The following is a 16,867-nucleotide window of genomic DNA, read 5'->3' as shown; positions in this document are numbered from 1 at the left end:
CGGTCAGATCATGTCCTTGCGAAAGGGTACGTGGGCGCGCGCGCTGTCCATGTATTCATCGATATGCGCACGCTCACGCTCGAGGTAGTTGTCGATCGCGGCGGCGAACTGCGGATGTGACAGCCAGTGGGCAGACCATGTTTCCGTAGGCGCGAATCCGCGCGCGAGCTTGTGCTCCCCCTGGGTGCCGGGCTCGAAGCTCTTTAGCCCATTGGCGATGCAGTATTCGATGCCCTGGTAGTAGCAGGTTTCAAAGTGCAGGCTGTGGAAATTGCCGTTGCTGCCCCAGTAGCGACCGTAAAGCGTATCGGCGCTGCGGTAACAGATGGCCATTGCGACCGGCTCGCCATGCAGCCGGGCGAGTATCACCAGCAGTTGATCCGGCAGGCTTGTCCCGATGCGCCGGAAGAAATCCTCGTTCAGATAGGGACTGCGACCGCGGTACAGGAATGTGCTGGCATACAGCGGCATCAATTGCTTCCAGAGGTCACGGTCGATTTCATGGCCGCTCAGGTGTTCAAAACTGATTCCGGCCTCCGCGACCCGTCGACGTTCGCGTCTGGTCTTCTTGCGCTTCTCTGCGGTGAAGGTGCCGAGAAAATCATCGAAGCTCGCATAGTCCCGATTGTGCCAATGAAACTGGCAGTCCTTGCGCGGCATCATCCCGGCCGCACCGAGCAGCGGCATTTCAGCCGGATCCGGAAACAGCAGGTGCAGGGACGAGGCGCCTGACTGTCGCGTGAGCGCCAGAGCCGCGTCAAGCAGTTGCTGGCTCACTTTAGTCCGGTTTTCGCCGGGCGCGTAAAGGAAGCGCGTGCTGGTCGCGGGGGTATAGGGGACTGACGAGACGAGCTTCGGGTAGTAATGCAAACCGGAACGGCGGTAGGCATCGGCCCAGGCCCAGTCGAAGACGAACTCGCCGAGCGAGTTGGTCTTGCGGTACAGGGGCATGGCTCCCGCAAGCAACCCTTGATCATCGCGACGCGTCAGATGGCAGGGTGTCCAGCCCGTTGCGCTGCTGACACAACCGGACTCTTCGAGGGCGAGGAGAAATTCATGGCGCAGAAAAGGGTATTCCGCGCCATGCAGGCGATTCCAGCTGGTCGCCGGAATCTCCGCAATGCTGGCGACACTTTCGATCCGCACCTGTCGTTTACGACGTCATGCTGTCGAGAAATTTCTCGGCATCCAGGGCCGCCATGCAGCCCGAGCCGGCCGAGGTAATCGCCTGTCGATAAATGCTGTCGGCAACATCGCCCGCTGCAAATACGCCGGGGACACTGGTTGCTGTCACGCCGCCGCTGCGGCCGCCCTGGACCACGATATAGCCGTGATCCAGTTCGAGCTGTCCGTCGAAGAGCGCGGTATTCGGCACATGCCCGATGGCGATAAACACGCCGGTAACGTCGATGTCGCGTTCTGGCAGCTTGGGGTCCACCGGCCGAAGGCGCAGGCCCGTCACGCCGCTGTCGTTGCCAACGACAGCCTCCACCTCGTGTTCCCAGATGATGGAGATGTTGCCACCGGCACCGGTCCTGGCCATGAGTTTGTCCTGCAGCATTTTTTCCGCCCGCAGCTGATCGCGCCGATGGACCAGCGTGACGTGCGCAGCCAGGTTCGACAGGTAGAGGGCTTCTTCGGCGGCGGTATTGCCCCCGCCGATGACTGCTACGCGCTGCTTGCGGTAAAAGAATCCATCACAGGTTGCACAGGCTGATACGCCTTTGCCGCGAAACTGTTGTTCGGATGGCAAGCCGAGGTAGCGTGCCGAGGCGCCGGTGGCGATGACGAGTGCGTCACAGCTGTATGTCTGTGAGCCGCCGTGCAGGATGAAGGGTCGCTGGCCGAGATCGGCAGTCACGATCTGGTCGCTGGCCATTTCCACGTCGAGCCGCACCGCATGCGCGCGCAGCTGTTCCATGAGTTCGGGTCCCTGGAGACCTTCTCGACCGCCCGGCCAGTTGTCGACCTCGGTCGTCGTCATGAGCTGGCCACCCTGCTCAAGACCCGTGATGAGCAGCGGCTTGAGGTTCGCGCGTGCCGCATAAACGGCAGCCGTATAGCCGGCTGGTCCGGAACCGAGGATAACCAGTCGGGCGTGTTTCGGGTTTGTCATGGCGGCAGTTTAGGCGATGCCGTGCTGTTGCGGCAAAGCCGCCGCGGCTCCTGTTGCGGCTTGCGCCAAAGCCCTGTGCTGCTATGATCGGTTGCGCTAACTGCTTGACGGGCAGGCAGTTAGTTTTGTTGCTGTCGTATCACTGAAGCTGGGTAAATTGGTGGGATCGGGCGCGTCCAGAGCAATCGGACTCGAGAACCGCGGCGTGGCTGCGCCGTTGACGCGCATCATGCGCGAGGCGGCGTTGTGGGTGCTCGGTGCCGTTGCGCTCATCATGCTGGTGGCGTTGCTCAGTTACAGCAAGGACGACCCCGGCTTCAGTCATGCCGTCAATAACGGACCGCTGCGCAACCAGATTGGTGCGGCAGGCGCATGGTTCGCGGATGTCGCCTACAGCCTGTTCGGTGCGCCGGCCTTGCTGTTTCCCGCCATGGTGATGCTTGCCGGGTGGATTGTTTTCAATGCACGCACCAGCCCGGAGCCCATTGATCGCACCTTGCTGCTGACCCGCGCTGCCGGTTTTGTACTGACACTGGCCAGCAGCTGTGCGCTCGCCGCACTGCATTTTTCCGCGCCCGGCCTGCCCGCGACCGCCGGTGGGGGATTCGGTGAGTTGCTCGGCCGCTCGCTTGAGGCAGGTCTTGGCCTGCTGGGTGCAACGCTGCTCTTGCTGTCGGTCTGGCTGGCTGCGATATCGTTGTTTACCGGCCTGTCGTGGTTTGCGGTCATGGACCGGGTGGGCAAGATCGTACTCGACGGCATAGACCGGAGCCGCCAGCTGATCACGGAATTCCGCAGCCGGAGTGAGGGACAGCGCGCTCAGGAGGAACGGCAGGAGACGGTGCGTAAAGAGCGCCGGAAGGTCGAGAAGAAGGTACCGCCGCGTATCGAGCCCGTGCTCGTATCTGCAGTGCCCAGTGTGCGCGCCCAGAAAGAACGACAGGTCCCGCTGTTCGATGCTGCTGCTGCGCCGGGGGAGCTTCCGCCACTGTCGCTGCTCGATGCGCCTCACGAGCAGCCGCCCGGCTACTCGAAGGAATCTCTGGAAGCGATGTCACGGCTTGTGGAACTCAAGCTGAAGGACTTCGGCGTCGAAGTTGAAGTCGTTGCGGTGCAGCCCGGTCCGATCGTGACGCGCTTTGAGCTGGCTCCGGCACCCGGCGTGAAAGTCAGCCAGATCAGCAACCTCTCCAAGGATCTGGCGCGCTCGCTGTCGGCGATCAGCGTGCGGGTTGTGGAAGTCATTCCCGGCAAGTCCACGGTCGGTCTGGAAATACCAAACGAAACCCGCGAGATCGTCACGCTCGGCGAAATCCTGCGTTCGCAGGCCTATGAAGAAATGGCATCACCCCTGACGCTCGCGCTCGGCAAGGATATCGGCGGCAAGTCGGTGGTCGCTGATCTGCAGCGTATGCCGCACCTGATGATTGCCGGTACCACCGGTTCGGGCAAGTCGGTGGGCATCAATGCGATGGTGCTCAGTCTGCTCTACAAGGCGCGTCCGCAGGACGTGCGCATGATCATGATCGATCCGAAGATGCTTGAACTCTCCGTCTACGAGGGTATCCCGCATCTGCTCGCGCCGGTCGTGACTGACATGAAAGAGGCGGCCAATGCCCTGCGCTGGTGCGTGGCAGAGATGGAACGCCGCTACCGGCTGATGGCGGCGCTCGGCGTGCGCAACCTGTCGGGTTTCAACCGCAAGGTGACGCAGGCGGCAGACAAGGGCGAGCCGATCCCCGATCCGCTGGTCGGTACCGAATTTGCACCAAAGCCAATGCTCGATGGGTCTGTGCCGGTTCTGACCACGCTGCCGCAGATCGTCGTGGTCATCGACGAATTGGCCGACATGATGATGGTTGTCGGCAAGAAGGTTGAGGAGTTGATCACGCGGCTGGCGCAAAAGGCGCGCGCTTCCGGTATGCACATGATCATCGCTACGCAGCGGCCGTCGGTAGATGTGATCACCGGGCTCATCAAGGCAAATATTCCCACGCGTATTGCCTTCCAGGTTTCGGCAAAGGTCGATTCGCGCACGATTCTCGACCAGAGTGGTGCGGAGTGCCTGCTGGGTCACGGTGACATGCTCTTTCTCCCGCCCGGCACCGGTATGCCGTTGCGGGTACACGGTGCCTTCGTCTCCGACCAGGAGGTGCACCGGGTGGTTTCTGCGCTCAAGGGCGCCGGGGCTCCGGTATATGTCGATGAAATCACCGAGGGTCCGGCGATGGCGATCCCGGGCATCTCCGGGGAGGCGACCACCAGCATGGAAGCCGACGGCGAAGCGGATGCGCTGTATGACCAGGCGGTGCGGATCGTTGCCGAGACCAGGCGCGCATCGGTCTCCGGCATACAACGACGTCTCAAGATCGGCTACAACCGGGCAGCACGGCTCGTCGAGAGCATGGAGGCAGCGGGCCTCGTCGGTCCCCTGCAGTCGAACGGGTTTCGGGAAGTGCTGGCGCCGCCACCGGCTGATGACGACTGACGGATTTTCTGGCGCATGATCCGGGCCATTTTTCTGCTGTGTTGTGCGCTTGCCTGTGCGCCGGGCAGTGCTGCGGCGGCGGTGAGCGCGGATGACCCCGGCCTGCAGCGCCTGCGTGATTTTCTGACCGGAGTCACAACCCTGCGTGCCGATTTCCGGCAGCGGGTCGTCGATTCTCGCCAGCAGATCGTTGAGGATTCCAGCGGTCGGGTCCTCATGCAGCGCCCCGGACGGTTCCGCTGGGATTATCAGCAACCTTATGCGCGCGTGATCGTTGCTGACGGTACCAGGCTCTGGCTTTATGAAGCTGATCTGGAGCAGGTCGTCATCCGGCAGCTGCAAACCGGGATTGGCGATACGCCGGCGGCGCTGCTGACCGGGAAACAGAATGTGCTGGAGCGTTTCGATGTCAGCAAGTCATGGCGGGCCGACGGATTGCAGTGGATCTCACTGGTGCCGAAAGTTGCCGATGGGGATTTTTCTGCTCTGCGGCTCGGTTTTGAGGGGCCCAGGCTCGTGAACCTGGAACTCGACGACAGGCTCGGTCAGCAAACGCAGCTGGAATTTTCCCGCATCGACATCAATCCGCGACTGGACGAAAAGAGCTTCATTTTCGACATTCCGCCCGGTGCGGATGTCATCGACGACAGCGCGCTGTGACTTCCGTACTGCTGCCCCTGCGCTATGCGCACGTCTGGACAATTCTCGGTGGCCTGTTGCTCACCGTTATCCTTATTCTGGCCCTGATGCCCAACCCGCCCCCGTTGCCGCTTGCCTACAACGACAAGATGACACATGCGCTGGCCTTCACGACGCTGATGGTCTGGTTCTCCGGCGTTATCGAGATGCGCCGTCTGCCGACGCTGGCGATCTGTCTGGTGGCCTATGGTGTGCTGATCGAGTTGTTGCAGAGCCTTACGGAGTCCCGCCACCCCGAACTGCTGGATGTGGGCGCCGACGTCGCCGGCATTCTGCTAGGCTGGATTCTTGCCATCGCCGGTCTGCGGCGCTGGTGCGTATGGCTGGAGTCAGGCCTTCAAGCATGGCGGGCAAACGAAAAGCGCTGAGCGATCCGGATCCCGGTACTGAAGCAAACTGGCGGCCGCTGGCGGACCGGATGCGTCCGCGGACACTCGCCGAAGTGGCCGGGCAGGCGCAGTTGCTCGCCGCGGGAAAGCCGCTTGCATACCTGCTGGCGGGCAGTGCCGGCGATGCGCCAAAGGCCTTGCATTCGGTCATCCTGTGGGGCCCGCCCGGTACCGGCAAGACGACGATTGCCAGACTGATCGCAGCGGCCAGCGGCGCGCGCTTTGTAGCGCTTTCTGCCGTCATGGCGGGCGTCAAGGATGTGCGTGAGGCGGTGGCACTTGCGCAGGCCGACCGCAGCCAGCCCACGGTGCTGTTCCTTGATGAAGTCCATCGCTTCAACAAGGCGCAGCAGGACGCATTTCTGCCCTACGTCGAAGACGGTACGCTGATCTTTATCGGCGCCACGACCGAAAATCCTTCCTTTGCGCTCAACAACGCGCTTCTGTCCCGGGCGCGGGTTTGCGTGCTTGGGCCGCTGTCCGATGCGGATCTCCTGAGCATCCTTCACCGGGCGCTGGCGGACAGGGAGCGGGGGCTTGGTGCAACCGGCCTGGTCGCCGGCGACGCCGAACTCCTGCAGATTGCACAGGGTGCTGACGGCGATGCGCGGCGCGCACTCAATCTGCTCGAGCTGGCTGCAGATCTGGCCCGTGCGCAGGCGGAGGATGGCGCTGAGGTGATACTGACGCCCGCAATCCTGGCAGCTGCCCTGGCTGGCAGTTATCGTCGCTTCGACCGGCAGGGCGATGTGTTCTACGAGCAGATCTCGGCGCTGCACAAATCGGTGCGTGGCTCTGACCCCGATGCCTCGCTGTACTGGCTGGCGCGCATGCTTGATGGCGGCTGTGATCCTGCGTACGTGGCCCGCCGTATCGTGCGCATGGCCAGCGAGGACATCGGCAATGCTGATCCGCGCGGCCTCACCATGGCTCTCGAAGCCTGGCAGGCTTACGAACGGCTCGGTACGCCGGAAGGCGAGCTGGCGCTGGCACAGGCTGTCGTTTTTCTCGCCTGCGCGGCAAAGAGCAATGCGGTGTATCGGGCCTGGCAAGCGGCGCAGGCTGATGTCCGCACGCATGGAAGCCTTGAGGTTCCGCTCGAACTGCGCAATGCACCGACCGCATTGATGCGCGAACTGGGTCATGGCAAGGGCTATCGCTATGCTCACGACGAGCCCGACGGTTTTGCTGCCGGCGCCCGCTATTTCCCCGAGGGACTCGGCCAGCGCAGCTACTATGAGCCGGTCGACCGCGGGCTCGAGATCAGGATTGCGGAGAAGCTCGCGACCTTCAGGGCGCGCAACCTGGCCGCCCGAAAGCCGTCAACGAAGTCCTGAAGCCGGCCTCGTGCGCCGGAGCGCAGTGTAAACTGCGCGACTTCCAGCCTGCAGAAACCGGATCATCATCATGCTCGACCCCAGACTGCTGCGTACGGATCCTGAAGCGGTCCGCGCCAATCTCGCCCGCCGTGGCTTCAGCCTCGATGTCGCTGCCTTTCAGGACATCGAGGAGCGGCGCAAGGAGCTGCAGGTGCGCGTCGAGCAGTCGCGCAATGGGCGCAACGTCCGCTCGAAGGAAATCGGCAAACTCAAGGCCTCGGGCGCCGATACGGCCCCGTTGATGGCCACGGTGAAGCAGCTCGGCGAAGAGCTGGCAGCGGCCGAGGCGGCGCTGGAAACCCTGCAGCAACAACTGACTGAACTGCAGCTCGGTCTGCCCAATCTGCTGCAGCCTGGCGTGCCCGACGGGCGTGACGAGAGCGACAACATCGAAATACGTCGCTGGGGCACTCCGCGTGGCTTCGATTTTCAACCTTGCGACCATGTTGATCTGGGCAATGGCAGCGGCTTGCTCGACTTCGAGGCCGCAGGCCGGATCTCCGGTGCCCGCTTTGCCGTGATGCGCGGTTCACTGGCGCGCCTGCACAGGGCACTGATCCAGTTCATGCTCGATACGCACACGCTGGAACACGGTTACACGGAAGTTTATGTGCCGTATCTGGTCAACCGCAGCTCGCTGCAGGGTACGGGGCAGCTGCCGAAATTTGCGGCTGACCTGTTTGCCGTTAGTGGCGAGACTGAACTATTCCTGATTCCGACGGCGGAAGTTCCGGTCACCAACCTGATGCGCGACCGGATCGTTGATGCCCGTGAATTGCCACTGCGCTATGTTGCGCATACACCGTGTTTCCGTTCCGAGGCGGGTTCATATGGCAAGGACACGCGCGGCATGATTCGCCAGCACCAGTTCGAAAAGGTCGAGCTGGTGCATATCGTGCCGCCGGCGGAATCGGCTGCAGCGCTCGAAACGCTGACCGCACATGCCGAAGCGATCCTGCAGAAGCTCGAGTTGCCCTACCGGGTGGTGGCGCTCTGTGCCGGCGATATCGGTTTTGGTTCCATGCAGACCTATGACCTGGAGGTCTGGCTGCCGGGGCAGAACAAGTACCGCGAGATTTCCTCCTGCAGTAACTGCGGCGACTTCCAGGCGCGGCGCATGGGCGCACGGTGGCGCAATCCGGATACCGGCAAGACGGAACTGGTGCATACGCTGAATGGATCCGGCGTGGCGGCCGGTCGCGCGCTGGTTGCGGTGATGGAGAACTGCCAGAACGCCGATGGCAGTATCACGGTTCCCGCCGCACTCAAACCGTACATGGGCGGTGTGGAGCGGCTGCCGGCCGCCCGGCGTTGAACCGGACCGGAGGGCGGGGCGCCCGCTCCGGTGCGGACCTCGCCGCAGACTTCGGCGGCTTCCTCGGCTGGCTTGGTATCGTCGCACTGAGTGCCATGCAGTTGTTGCCAGCGGAGCAGCCGGACTTGTCATACCCGAACGCACGCCGTGTCGAACAGATTGATGTCTACCATGGCGTTGCGGTTGCCGATCCCTGGCGCTGGATGGAGAACCCCGGCTCTGCTGAAGTGCAGGCATGGATCCTTGCGCAGAATCAGCTTGCCGAGCGGTATATCTCAGCACTTCCCGCCCGCACGCACTTTGCGGCGCGCCTGCGTGCGCTGCTCGATCACGAGCGCATGGGTCTGCCGGATCGTGAAGGTGGCGTGTATGCGTGGACCTGGAATCCGGGTCAGGCCGAACAGGATGTGCTGCGCGTCTCGCGTGATCCCGCGGATGCTGGCGCAGTCCTGATTGATCCGGCCAGCTTCAATGCTGATGGCACGGTGTCTCTCGGTGATTTCAAGCTGAGTCCGGACGGCAGCCGGGTGGCTTACAGCCTGTCGGACGGCGGCAGCGACTGGAAGACCTGGCGTGTGCGTGATACCGCGACCGGGCGTGATACCGGCGATGTGCTGGCCGGCACCAAATTCACGCCGGTCAGCTGGTCAAGGGACGGATCCGGCTTTTACTACAGCCGCTACCCCGGGCACGCGGGGGATGATGGCGAACTGCATTACGATGACAGCCGGCAGGTCGCCGTTTACTACCATCGTCTCGGCACCGTGCAGACAGCCGACCGGCAGGTCTGCGAGATCAACGACCATCCCACACGCGACCCCTATCCCCAGGTCACCGCCGACGGGCGTTTCCTGGTCATCAGCGTTGAAGACGGCTATGTCACGAACGGTGTCTACTATCAGCGCCTCGATGACCCACGCGGCAGTGGCGCGGTAATCCGGCTGCTCGATCGCTGGGATGGCCGCTATGACTTTCTCGGTGCCGACGGTGAGGACTTCTATTTCCTGAGTACTCAATCAGCACCGCTGGGCCGGATCATTGCCGTGAACCTGGGCGCGCCGGAGGCGGGCAACTGGCGTGAAGTCGTACCTCAAGCATCGGCGGCGATCGCTTCGGCGGCGCTGATCGGCAAACGTCTCGTGATCGAGTACGTGCAGGATGCGCATGCCGGGCTTCGACTGTACAAGCTGAACGGCGAGCCGGGCGCCGATGTGAATTTGCCGGGGCAGGGCAGTGTCGCGGGTTTTCCCGGTACGCCGGACGATCCGGAGACTTTCTGGTCCTACACCGACTTCACGACACCGCGGGAGATCTGGCGGCTGAATACCGCAACGGGTGAAGTCGCCGCCCTGCGTGCCGGCCGGCAGGACATCGATCCGGATCGTTTCACAACGCGGCAGGTGTTCTACACCAGCCACGACGGCACCCGCGTGCCCATGTCGATCGTATATCGCAAGGATCTGGCGCTGGATGGACAGCAGCCGACCGTGCTCTATGGCTACGGCGGTTTCAATGTCTCGCTGATGCCGGCCTTTTCTGCGGCACGCATGGCCTGGATCGAGGCCGGCGGCATTTATGCGCAGGCCAATCTGCGCGGCGGTGGCGAGTATGGCGAGGCCTGGCACCTGGCTGGCACCAGGCTCAACAAGCAGAATGTCTTCGATGATTTCATCGCAGCGGCCGAGTGGCTGATCGCCAACAACGTGACATCGCCCGCCCATCTGGCGATATGGGGTGGCAGCAATGGCGGGTCGCTGGTCGGCGCGGTACTCAACCAGCGGCCGGAACTGTTTGCGGCAGCCGTGCCGGCCGTTGGTGTACTCGACATGCTGCGTTATCAGACAGCCAGCCTGAACGCGCGCAAGTGGGCGAGCGACTTCGGTCTCAGCGATGATCCGGCCGAGTTTGCGGCGCTGCGCGCCTGGTCGCCTTACCACAATATCCGGGAGGGCTACTGTTACCCGCCGGTGCTCATACAGGCTGATGCCAATGACGATCGCGTGGTCGCCTGGCACAGCTACAAATATGCGGCGGCTCTGCAGGCGGCGCAGTCAGGTGTGAAGGGCTGCAGGCAGCCCGTACTGATTCGTATCGAAACTCGTGCGGGCCACGGAGCCGGGGCCTCGGTATCGAAGCTGGTGGATGAATATGCCGCGCAGTGGGCCTTTGTTGCTGCCGCCACGGGCCTCACCATCCGATGAGGCCCGTGGCCAGGCGGTCACCCTGCGCGCTCAGGCATGCTCAGTTGCGATTACCACCGAGCAGCATCAGCAGGTTCAGGAAGATATTGTAGAGGCTGACGTAAAGGCTGATGGTCGCCAGGATGTAGTTGGTCTGTCCGCCGTGAATGATGGCGCTGGTCTCATAGAGGATGTAGCCGGCCATCAGCAGCACGATGCCCGCCGAGATCACCATCTGGAAGGCCGACAGGTCGACGAACAGTCCGATGACGATCACGCCGAGCAAGCCGAACATCCCGACTGTGAGGAAGCCGCCCATGAAGCTCATGTCGCGGCCGGTCTTCAGCACATAGGCGCTCAGGCCGGCGAAAAGCAGGCCGGTGATGCCGAGACTCGTCATTATGAGTTCGCCACCGTTCGGTACCGACTTCACATACATGCTCAGGATCGGCCCAAGCGTCAGGCCCATGAAGCCAGTCAGCGCAAACACCGCCGCGATGCCTGCCGCCGAGTTCTTCAACTTGTAGGTAAGAAACAGCAGGCCAAAGTAGCCGACCAGCGTGACGACCGGGCCCAGATACGGCATGCCCATCGCCATGGCCAGCCCGGCCATCGCAGCGCTGAAAAGCAGTGTGGCTGACAGCAGCAGATAGGTATTGCGCAGTACGCGGTTGGTGGACAGCGCGGACTCGCGCGTTCCGCCATATGACGGGGTGCCCTGGCTGGTCGGGATCGGACGCAATTGACGGTCGTTCATGTATATCCTCACTGTATCGGCGCTATCGGGATCTATCCTACCTGAGTAATCCCGTTCATTCAGGCAAATCCGGCGCGGAAAGGTTCCCCGCGACTCACCCGGATGGCGGTTGCATCGCACGGCAGCGCTTGAATGTCGTTCGCCGGGTGGTGACAATCCCCGTCAGGCGCCGGAGAGGTGGCAGAGCGGTCGAATGCGGCGGTCTTGAAAACCGTTGAACCGCAAGGTTCCGGGGGTTCGAATCCCTCCCTCTCCGCCAGGTGCTGTGCAATCGTCTTGTTCAACCTATGGAGCCAGTACCAGCTTATGTCGATCTATCGTTTGAAGTGTATCGGGCTGGGTGCGGCACTCTGTCTTGCCCTCGCAGCATGTTCGGTCCCGCATGTCCTGGGCCTTGGCAGCTACTATCAGGTTACTGATCCGTATTCCGGAAAGGTCTATTTCACACGGCAGATCGAGCGTGAAGGTCGCGGTGTCGTGGAGTTTCTGGACGATTCCTCCGAAACATGGGTGAGTTTGCCCGAGGGCCAGGTAACGACCATCACCGAGACTGAATATCAGGCAGGCCTGAAGCGCTGACGCCGCTCTACGGCACGTCCGGCAGTAGCTGATACAGGGAGTGATCGATGGATCCACGGCAACGTCGCAAGCGCCGGCGGCGAGCGGGGGCAGTATCGGCCTTTATGGTGTTTGCCCTCGGGCTGGCATTCTTCTTTGAATCGCAGGCGACCACGACAGTCATCTTTGTGCGTCATGCCGATACGCTGCCGGGGATGGGCGAGGATCAGGGTCTGAGTCCGGCGGGTGCGCTGCGCGCCGAAGAACTCGCCCGTGTGCTTGGGGATGCAGATGTCGTGCAGGGCGTCGACGCCATCTTCTCGCCAGCGCTGCGTGCCGATCAGGAGACAGTGGCGCCGCTGGCGCGACAGCTGAACCTGCCGGTACTCGAATACGATCTGGACAGCACTCGTGAATTGCGCAACCGGATCTTGCGCAAGTACAAAGGCGAGGTTGTGCTCGTGGTTGCCGGGCCAGAGCTGATTCCGTCCATCATCCCCAAGTTACAGGGCAGCAAGAAAGTGCCGCCCATGGCGGATGCCGAGTACGACAATATCTATATCGTCAGCATCCCGTGGTATGGCAAGGTGAAGACCCTGCGCTTGCACTATGGTGCGCGGCCGGACTCCGTAAACGGATTGGCGCCGAGTTCGCCTTCCGAAGTCAGCGGCGGATAGGCTACCGACTTTTCCCGGCAGCGGGCGGCAATCTCCGGATAGCACCACTCGAAGAGCGTATCGGCATAGAGGGCTGGTGGCAGGCGGCACTGTGCATACATGCCCGCTGCTTCGCGTTGACGGGCAGCCTCATACAGGAACAGCGCAGCGGCGACGGAGACATTGAGCGAGGCGACCAGTCCGCGCATCGGCAGCACCGCATGCAGGTCGGCAAGCGCGGCGGCCTGCTCGGAAACACCATATAGCTCGGCGCCAAGCAAGAGTGCCGTTGGCCGCGTGTAGTCCGGCAGCCGGTAGTCCACGGCAGTATCTGAGAAATGCGCTGCAACTATCTGAAAACCATTTGTTTTCAGTTCAGCCACAGCCTCGCTGATGGCGGCATGTCGCCGTACCTTCACCCAGGGTGCAGTACCGCCCGAGATACCGACTGCACGCCTGAAGGTGGCCGCGCCACCGACGGCATGAATTGCGAACACGCCCACAGCGTCGCAGCTGCGCATCAGTGCTGCCACGTTGTGCGGTTTGTGTACGTTATCGGCGAGCACGGTGAGATCCGGCTGCCGACGGGCGAGTGCGGTGCTGAGTGTTGCGAAGCGTTCCGGGGTCATGGCGATGCAGACCTCAAGGGATCAGCGGCGGATGCGGGAGCGGTTCCTGCCTCGTGTCCGGTTCAGAGCCGGGCGATCACCGCATCGGCAAAGGCGGCGGTACCGAGTTTGCCACCGAGATCGCGGGTCTTTTCTCCGGCGGCAAGTGCGGCGTCATAGGCCTTGCGGATTCTCAGGGCGACCGGTCGTGCAGCTGGATCATGGGCCGAGTCCGCGACGTAATTCAGCATCATCACGGCCGACATCAGCAGCGCGAGCGGGTTGGCCTTGTCCATGCCGGCGATGTCCGGAGCCGAGCCGTGTACGGCCTCGAAGATCGCGCCGTCGTCGCCGATGTTTGCACCTGGCACCACGCCGAGACCACCGACCAGCCCGGCGCAGAGATCGCTGACCACATCGCCGTAGAGATTCTCCATCAGCAGTACATGAAACTGCGTGGGGTCCTGCACCAGGCGCATGCAGCCGGCGTCGATGATCACTGTTTCATAAGTGACGTCCGGGTACTCACGCTCGTGGATCTGCTGCGCGCAGCGCAGAAACAGCCCGTCCGTGAGCTTCATGATGTTGGCCTTGTGGAACACCGTGACCTTCGGCCGCTGGCGTTCCATGGCATAGCGGAAGCCCCAGCGGGCGATGCGCGTGCAGCCGATATCGGTGGCCACCTTCATGCTCATCACCACGCCCGGCGTGACTTCGTTCTCGACGCCGCTGTAGAGACCCTCGGTGTTCTCGCGGATGATGACCAGATCCACATCCTTGAAACGCGTTTCAACGCCCGGCAGGCTGCGCACAGGCCGCACGGCTGCATACAGATTGAAGGCCTTGCGCAGCTGCACATTCACGGACTGAAAGCCACCGCCGATCGGCGTGGTGCAGGGGCCCTTCAGTGCCAGTTTCTGTTCGCGGATCGCGACCAGCGTGGACTCCGGCAGCACGCTGCCTTCCTGCTCCAGTGATACCACGCCCGCCTGCCGTTCGGTCCAGCGGAACCTGGCGCCCGCCGCGTCGAGGATCTTCAGCGTGGCCGCCGTAACCTCGGGACCGATGCCATCGCCGGGAATCAATACCGCATCATGTGTTTTCATGGGCGTGAGTATAGCCACTGACCCGGACCCGGGCCGATCGGTAATTTCCGCGCTTGCGCTAGAATGGCCGCCACCTACCGAAGCCCCGGTAGCTCAGGGGATAGAGCGTCCGCCTCCTAAGCGGAAGGTCCCACGTTCGAATCGTGGTCGGGGCACCATAAACTCCAGGGTCCAGCCGGCCATATAGCCAGCTTTGTCTCTGCGGTGACATGCAGCGTGGCAGACCGTTGAACCCGCCTGGCGTCAGGGCGCCGCTCGTGACGGCCCCCTTCCCGGACGGTTCCTGAAACGGCGGAGCAAAGAGAGTCCACCGAGCAGCGACATGCTCCACAGATCAAATGCACTGCTGCCACCTGGAAGCTTGGCCTTGGGCGCACTGATATTGATGGCCACCGTGGCGGTATCGGAATCAACGCCGTTGGCATCAGTCATACGGTAGACAAAGGTATCGGTACCGGTGGCATCTGCATCCGCCGTATAGGTGATGGTCTGGCTGGCTGCGGATCCCGGGGGGCTGACTGCGGTGATTTCACCCCTCGTTGGTGCGGCAATGATTGTTACCGTGACCGGGTTGCTGAAGTCGATATCATTGGCGCCAATCGGGATGACAGTGGCAACGGACTGGGCAGCGCTGATCGGACCATCATCAGCAGCATCAACCAGGTGAGTGACTTCAAAAACAAAATCGTAGCCGGACTGGAGCGAAATGCTGTTTGAGATCCTGTAGCGCTGCAGGCCCGGTGCAGCGCCTGTGATGGCAGTCGCGGTCATGTTGTTGTATGAGTTGGCCAGCGTCTGCGGACCGCCCGGCAGGGCACCATCATCGCCACCAAGCACTACGGTGGCGCCGGTAGTCGTGGGGGAGTAGGTACTGTCGTTGGTCGCATTTGCACCGAAGTTGTAGTTGCCACAGATGCTGGCACCGACCACGCCGCCAAAAGTCCCCTCGATACAGGCCCAGGTGGTGGCCGATGCATTTGCGGTGCCACCGATCGAGGCGCCGGTCATGGTATGGGTCATCAGCGGCGTCACACCGACCTTGGCAGTTGCCTGATAGGTGCCCCCTGTCTGGAGGGCTACTCCGGTCACGGGATCGAAGGTCCAGGTGGCCGTGTTGGCGGAAAGGGACCAGTTTGAGGCGCCATTGGTGCTCTGGCTGGTCACGCTGATCAGGGTTGCCGCGCGTGGTGTCGGGTCCGTGACCGTGACTGTAACGCTCGCGGTGTCGCTCCGTGAGCCGTCGTCGATCGTATAGGTGAATGTCTCATCACCTCTGAATCCGTTCTGCGGGGTGTAGCTGATGCGAATGCCACTCGCCGGGCCGCCCTGGCCGGCCGTTACGGCAGCCGAACCGCCGGCGCTGAAGGAGCCGCTATTCACCGTGACGTTCACTGTATTGTCGAAGCCCGAATCGTTGCCGCCGACAAAGATGATGACCGGGCGGTTGGGTGCTGTGGTGGCAAAGTCGGCGGCCGCGCTGAACGCGGCCGTGACGTTGATGTTTACCGTGGCTGAATCAAAACCGTTCCCGCCGGTCATGGTGTAGGTAAAGCTGTCTGCACCCAGGTAACCGGCATTCGCGGTATAGGTGATGGTCTGGTCGGCCGCAGGCCCTGTGGCGCTGATCGCGGTGATGGTCCCGTGCTGCGGGTTGGTGTTGACCGTTATTGTTACGGGGTCACTGAAGTCCACGTCATTTGCGCCTACGGGAATTACCGTGGGCACGGTCTGCGGCGCGGTGATCGGGCCATCGTTTACGGCGTTCGCTATCAACCCGCCCGTGATCGTAAAAGTGAAGTCATAGCCACCGCTCCCGTCGGGCAGCTTGTTGGAAAGTTTCCAGACATTGCCGCCAACATTGGTGGCAAGCATGCTGCTGTAAGCATTGGCAAGTGTCTGTACTCCGCCCGGCAAGGCCACATCGTCACCACCAAGCACCACGGTGCCACCGGTCGTCGTCGGGGTGTAGATGCTTTCGTTTGTAGCGTTAATACCGAAGTTGTAGTTGCCGCAGATGCTGGCGCCGACGACAGTGCCGAAAGTACCCTCGATGCAGGCCCAGGTGGTGGCAGTTGCCGGCCCACTGCCGAGTGTTGCACCAGTCATGGTGTGCGTCATCAGGGGGGTGGCGCCAACTTTGGCTGTCCCCGTATAGGTGCCGCCGGTCTGTACGGCTGTACCGGTGATGGCATCGAAGGTCCAGGTTGAGGTATCGGCGGTGCGGGACCAGATTGAGTTTCCGTTGGTGCTATAGCTCAGCACCTGAGTCAGGGTTGCCGGTTCCGGTGCCGCATTGACGAAGCCACTGACCGCCAGGAGAGCGGCTGCTGACAGTACCTTCTTCATTGTGTTTTCCCCGGTGGGTTGTGTTTGCAAGAGACCTGTATCGTCGTCGGCGTCGACCCCGGGCGACAAGTGCTGGTGGCGGGTCTGAAGGCCGATGTTCCGATGTCAAGGCATTATGCCGGCAAAGCAGTGCGAAGCTGTGAATCTTGCCGTACCTTATTGCGCCTGTACCACTTCGTCACTAATGCTGATTGACAGGTACTGTGCGCAGGCGATGCTGGTAGTCTCCGCTCCGTACTGGACGGACAATTCCCATCGAAAAAAAGCCAT

The 16,867-nt window shown here is 62.2% G+C and carries 14 protein-coding genes and 2 tRNA genes; 10 read left to right on the top strand and 6 right to left on the bottom strand.

What is annotated here, in order from left to right:
* Nucleotides 1-3: 3 nt before the first annotated feature.
* Both H6979_03145 and trxB read right to left on the bottom strand, forming a co-directional pair.
* Nucleotides 4-1,146, bottom strand: coding sequence for an N-acetyltransferase (locus H6979_03145; GenBank protein ID MCP5138837.1), 1,143 nt, complete (start codon nt 1,144-1,146; stop codon nt 4-6).
* 7 nt (nt 1,147-1,153) lie between these two features.
* Nucleotides 1,154-2,116 (bottom strand): thioredoxin-disulfide reductase, encoded by a 963-nt coding sequence (gene trxB / locus H6979_03140; GenBank protein ID MCP5138836.1) that lies wholly within the window; start codon nt 2,114-2,116, stop codon nt 1,154-1,156.
* Between the two features lie 229 nt (nt 2,117-2,345).
* Here trxB and H6979_03135 point away from each other — a divergent pair, with 229 nt between their 5' ends.
* The 6 genes from H6979_03135 to H6979_03110 all read left to right on the top strand — a co-directional run bounded on the left by H6979_03135 (nt 2,346) and on the right by H6979_03110 (nt 10,587).
* Nucleotides 2,346-4,604, top strand: coding sequence for a DNA translocase FtsK 4TM domain-containing protein (locus H6979_03135; GenBank protein MCP5138835.1), 2,259 nt, complete (start codon nt 2,346-2,348; stop codon nt 4,602-4,604).
* Between the two features lie 15 nt (nt 4,605-4,619).
* Entirely contained in the window at nt 4,620-5,264 is a 645-nt protein-coding gene (gene lolA / locus H6979_03130) for an outer membrane lipoprotein chaperone LolA (GenBank protein MCP5138834.1), read from the top strand.
* A gap of 68 nt (nt 5,265-5,332) precedes the next feature.
* Complete coding sequence (gene vanZ, locus H6979_03125) at nt 5,333-5,671, top strand: VanZ family protein (GenBank protein MCP5138833.1); 339 nt, start codon at nt 5,333-5,335, stop codon at nt 5,669-5,671.
* On the top strand, nt 5,647-7,029 hold the full coding sequence (locus tag H6979_03120; protein ID MCP5138832.1) for a replication-associated recombination protein A: 1,383 nt from the start codon (nt 5,647-5,649) through the stop codon (nt 7,027-7,029). The genes vanZ and H6979_03120 overlap by 25 nt, the downstream gene beginning before the upstream one ends.
* Nucleotides 7,030-7,099: 70 nt before the next feature.
* On the top strand, nt 7,100-8,386 hold the full coding sequence (gene serS / locus H6979_03115) for a serine--tRNA ligase (protein ID MCP5138831.1): 1,287 nt from the start codon (nt 7,100-7,102) through the stop codon (nt 8,384-8,386).
* 125 nt (nt 8,387-8,511) lie between these two features.
* Nucleotides 8,512-10,587: a S9 family peptidase gene (locus tag H6979_03110; protein ID MCP5138830.1), complete on the top strand. Its 2,076-nt coding sequence runs from the start codon at nt 8,512-8,514 to the stop codon at nt 10,585-10,587.
* 40 nt (nt 10,588-10,627) lie between these two features.
* Here H6979_03110 and H6979_03105 read toward each other — a convergent pair whose 3' ends face one another.
* On the bottom strand, nt 10,628-11,323 hold the full coding sequence (locus tag H6979_03105; GenBank protein ID MCP5138829.1) for a Bax inhibitor-1/YccA family protein: 696 nt from the start codon (nt 11,321-11,323) through the stop codon (nt 10,628-10,630).
* Between the two features lie 171 nt (nt 11,324-11,494).
* Here H6979_03105 and H6979_03100 point away from each other — a divergent pair.
* The 3 genes from H6979_03100 to H6979_03090 all read left to right on the top strand — a co-directional run bounded on the left by H6979_03100 (nt 11,495) and on the right by H6979_03090 (nt 12,558).
* A tRNA-Ser gene (locus H6979_03100) sits at nt 11,495-11,582 on the top strand.
* Between the two features lie 47 nt (nt 11,583-11,629).
* On the top strand, nt 11,630-11,902 hold the full coding sequence (locus H6979_03095; GenBank protein MCP5138828.1) for a hypothetical protein: 273 nt from the start codon (nt 11,630-11,632) through the stop codon (nt 11,900-11,902).
* 47 nt (nt 11,903-11,949) lie between these two features.
* Nucleotides 11,950-12,558 carry a histidine phosphatase family protein gene (locus H6979_03090; GenBank protein MCP5138827.1) on the top strand — a complete coding sequence of 203 codons (609 nt, stop codon included), beginning with the start codon at nt 11,950-11,952 and terminating at the stop codon, nt 12,556-12,558.
* On the opposite strand, the gene trmH is transcribed toward H6979_03090, so the two are convergent.
* Together trmH and H6979_03080 are read right to left on the bottom strand one after the other, a co-directional pair.
* On the bottom strand, nt 12,489-13,166 hold the full coding sequence (trmH, locus tag H6979_03085; protein MCP5138826.1) for a tRNA (guanosine(18)-2'-O)-methyltransferase TrmH: 678 nt from the start codon (nt 13,164-13,166) through the stop codon (nt 12,489-12,491). The two genes, H6979_03090 and trmH, sit on opposite strands and share 70 nt — an antisense overlap.
* Before the next feature lie 62 nt (nt 13,167-13,228).
* A complete protein-coding gene (locus H6979_03080) occupies nt 13,229-14,251 on the bottom strand; it encodes an isocitrate/isopropylmalate dehydrogenase family protein (protein MCP5138825.1) in 1,023 nt (340 codons plus the stop codon).
* A gap of 82 nt (nt 14,252-14,333) precedes the next feature.
* Between H6979_03080 and H6979_03075 the strand changes: the two genes are divergently transcribed.
* Nucleotides 14,334-14,409, top strand: a tRNA-Arg gene (locus tag H6979_03075).
* 85 nt (nt 14,410-14,494) lie between these two features.
* Here the strand turns inward: H6979_03075 and H6979_03070 are convergent.
* Nucleotides 14,495-16,597 (bottom strand): Ig-like domain-containing protein, encoded by a 2,103-nt coding sequence (locus H6979_03070; protein MCP5138824.1) that lies wholly within the window; start codon nt 16,595-16,597, stop codon nt 14,495-14,497.
* Nucleotides 16,598-16,867: the final 270 nt, after the last annotated feature.

The organism is Chromatiales bacterium (assembly GCA_024234935.1).
GTDB lineage: Bacteria > Pseudomonadota > Gammaproteobacteria > Steroidobacterales.
This window is presented reverse-complemented; position numbering and strand designations above follow the sequence as displayed.

Bases quoted from the DNA above. Each gene is read 5' to 3' on its own strand.
- trmH (MCP5138826.1), bottom strand. From the start codon at position 13,166: ATGACCCCGGAACGCTTCGCAACACTCAGCACCGCACTCGCCCGTCGG.
- H6979_03135 (MCP5138835.1), top strand. From the start codon at position 2,346: ATGCGCGAGGCGGCGTTGTGGGTGCTCGGTGCCGTTGCGCTCATCATG.
- lolA (MCP5138834.1), top strand. From the start codon at position 4,620: ATGATCCGGGCCATTTTTCTGCTGTGTTGTGCGCTTGCCTGTGCGCCG.
- H6979_03120 (MCP5138832.1), top strand. From the start codon at position 5,647: ATGGCGGGCAAACGAAAAGCGCTGAGCGATCCGGATCCCGGTACTGAA.
- H6979_03070 (MCP5138824.1), bottom strand. From the start codon at position 16,597: ATGAAGAAGGTACTGTCAGCAGCCGCTCTCCTGGCGGTCAGTGGCTTC.
- H6979_03095 (MCP5138828.1), top strand. From the start codon at position 11,630: ATGTCGATCTATCGTTTGAAGTGTATCGGGCTGGGTGCGGCACTCTGT.
- trxB (MCP5138836.1), bottom strand. From the start codon at position 2,116: ATGACAAACCCGAAACACGCCCGACTGGTTATCCTCGGTTCCGGACCA.
- H6979_03090 (MCP5138827.1), top strand. From the start codon at position 11,950: ATGGATCCACGGCAACGTCGCAAGCGCCGGCGGCGAGCGGGGGCAGTA.
- serS (MCP5138831.1), top strand. From the start codon at position 7,100: ATGCTCGACCCCAGACTGCTGCGTACGGATCCTGAAGCGGTCCGCGCC.
- H6979_03105 (MCP5138829.1), bottom strand. From the start codon at position 11,323: ATGAACGACCGTCAATTGCGTCCGATCCCGACCAGCCAGGGCACCCCG.
- H6979_03080 (MCP5138825.1), bottom strand. From the start codon at position 14,251: ATGAAAACACATGATGCGGTATTGATTCCCGGCGATGGCATCGGTCCC.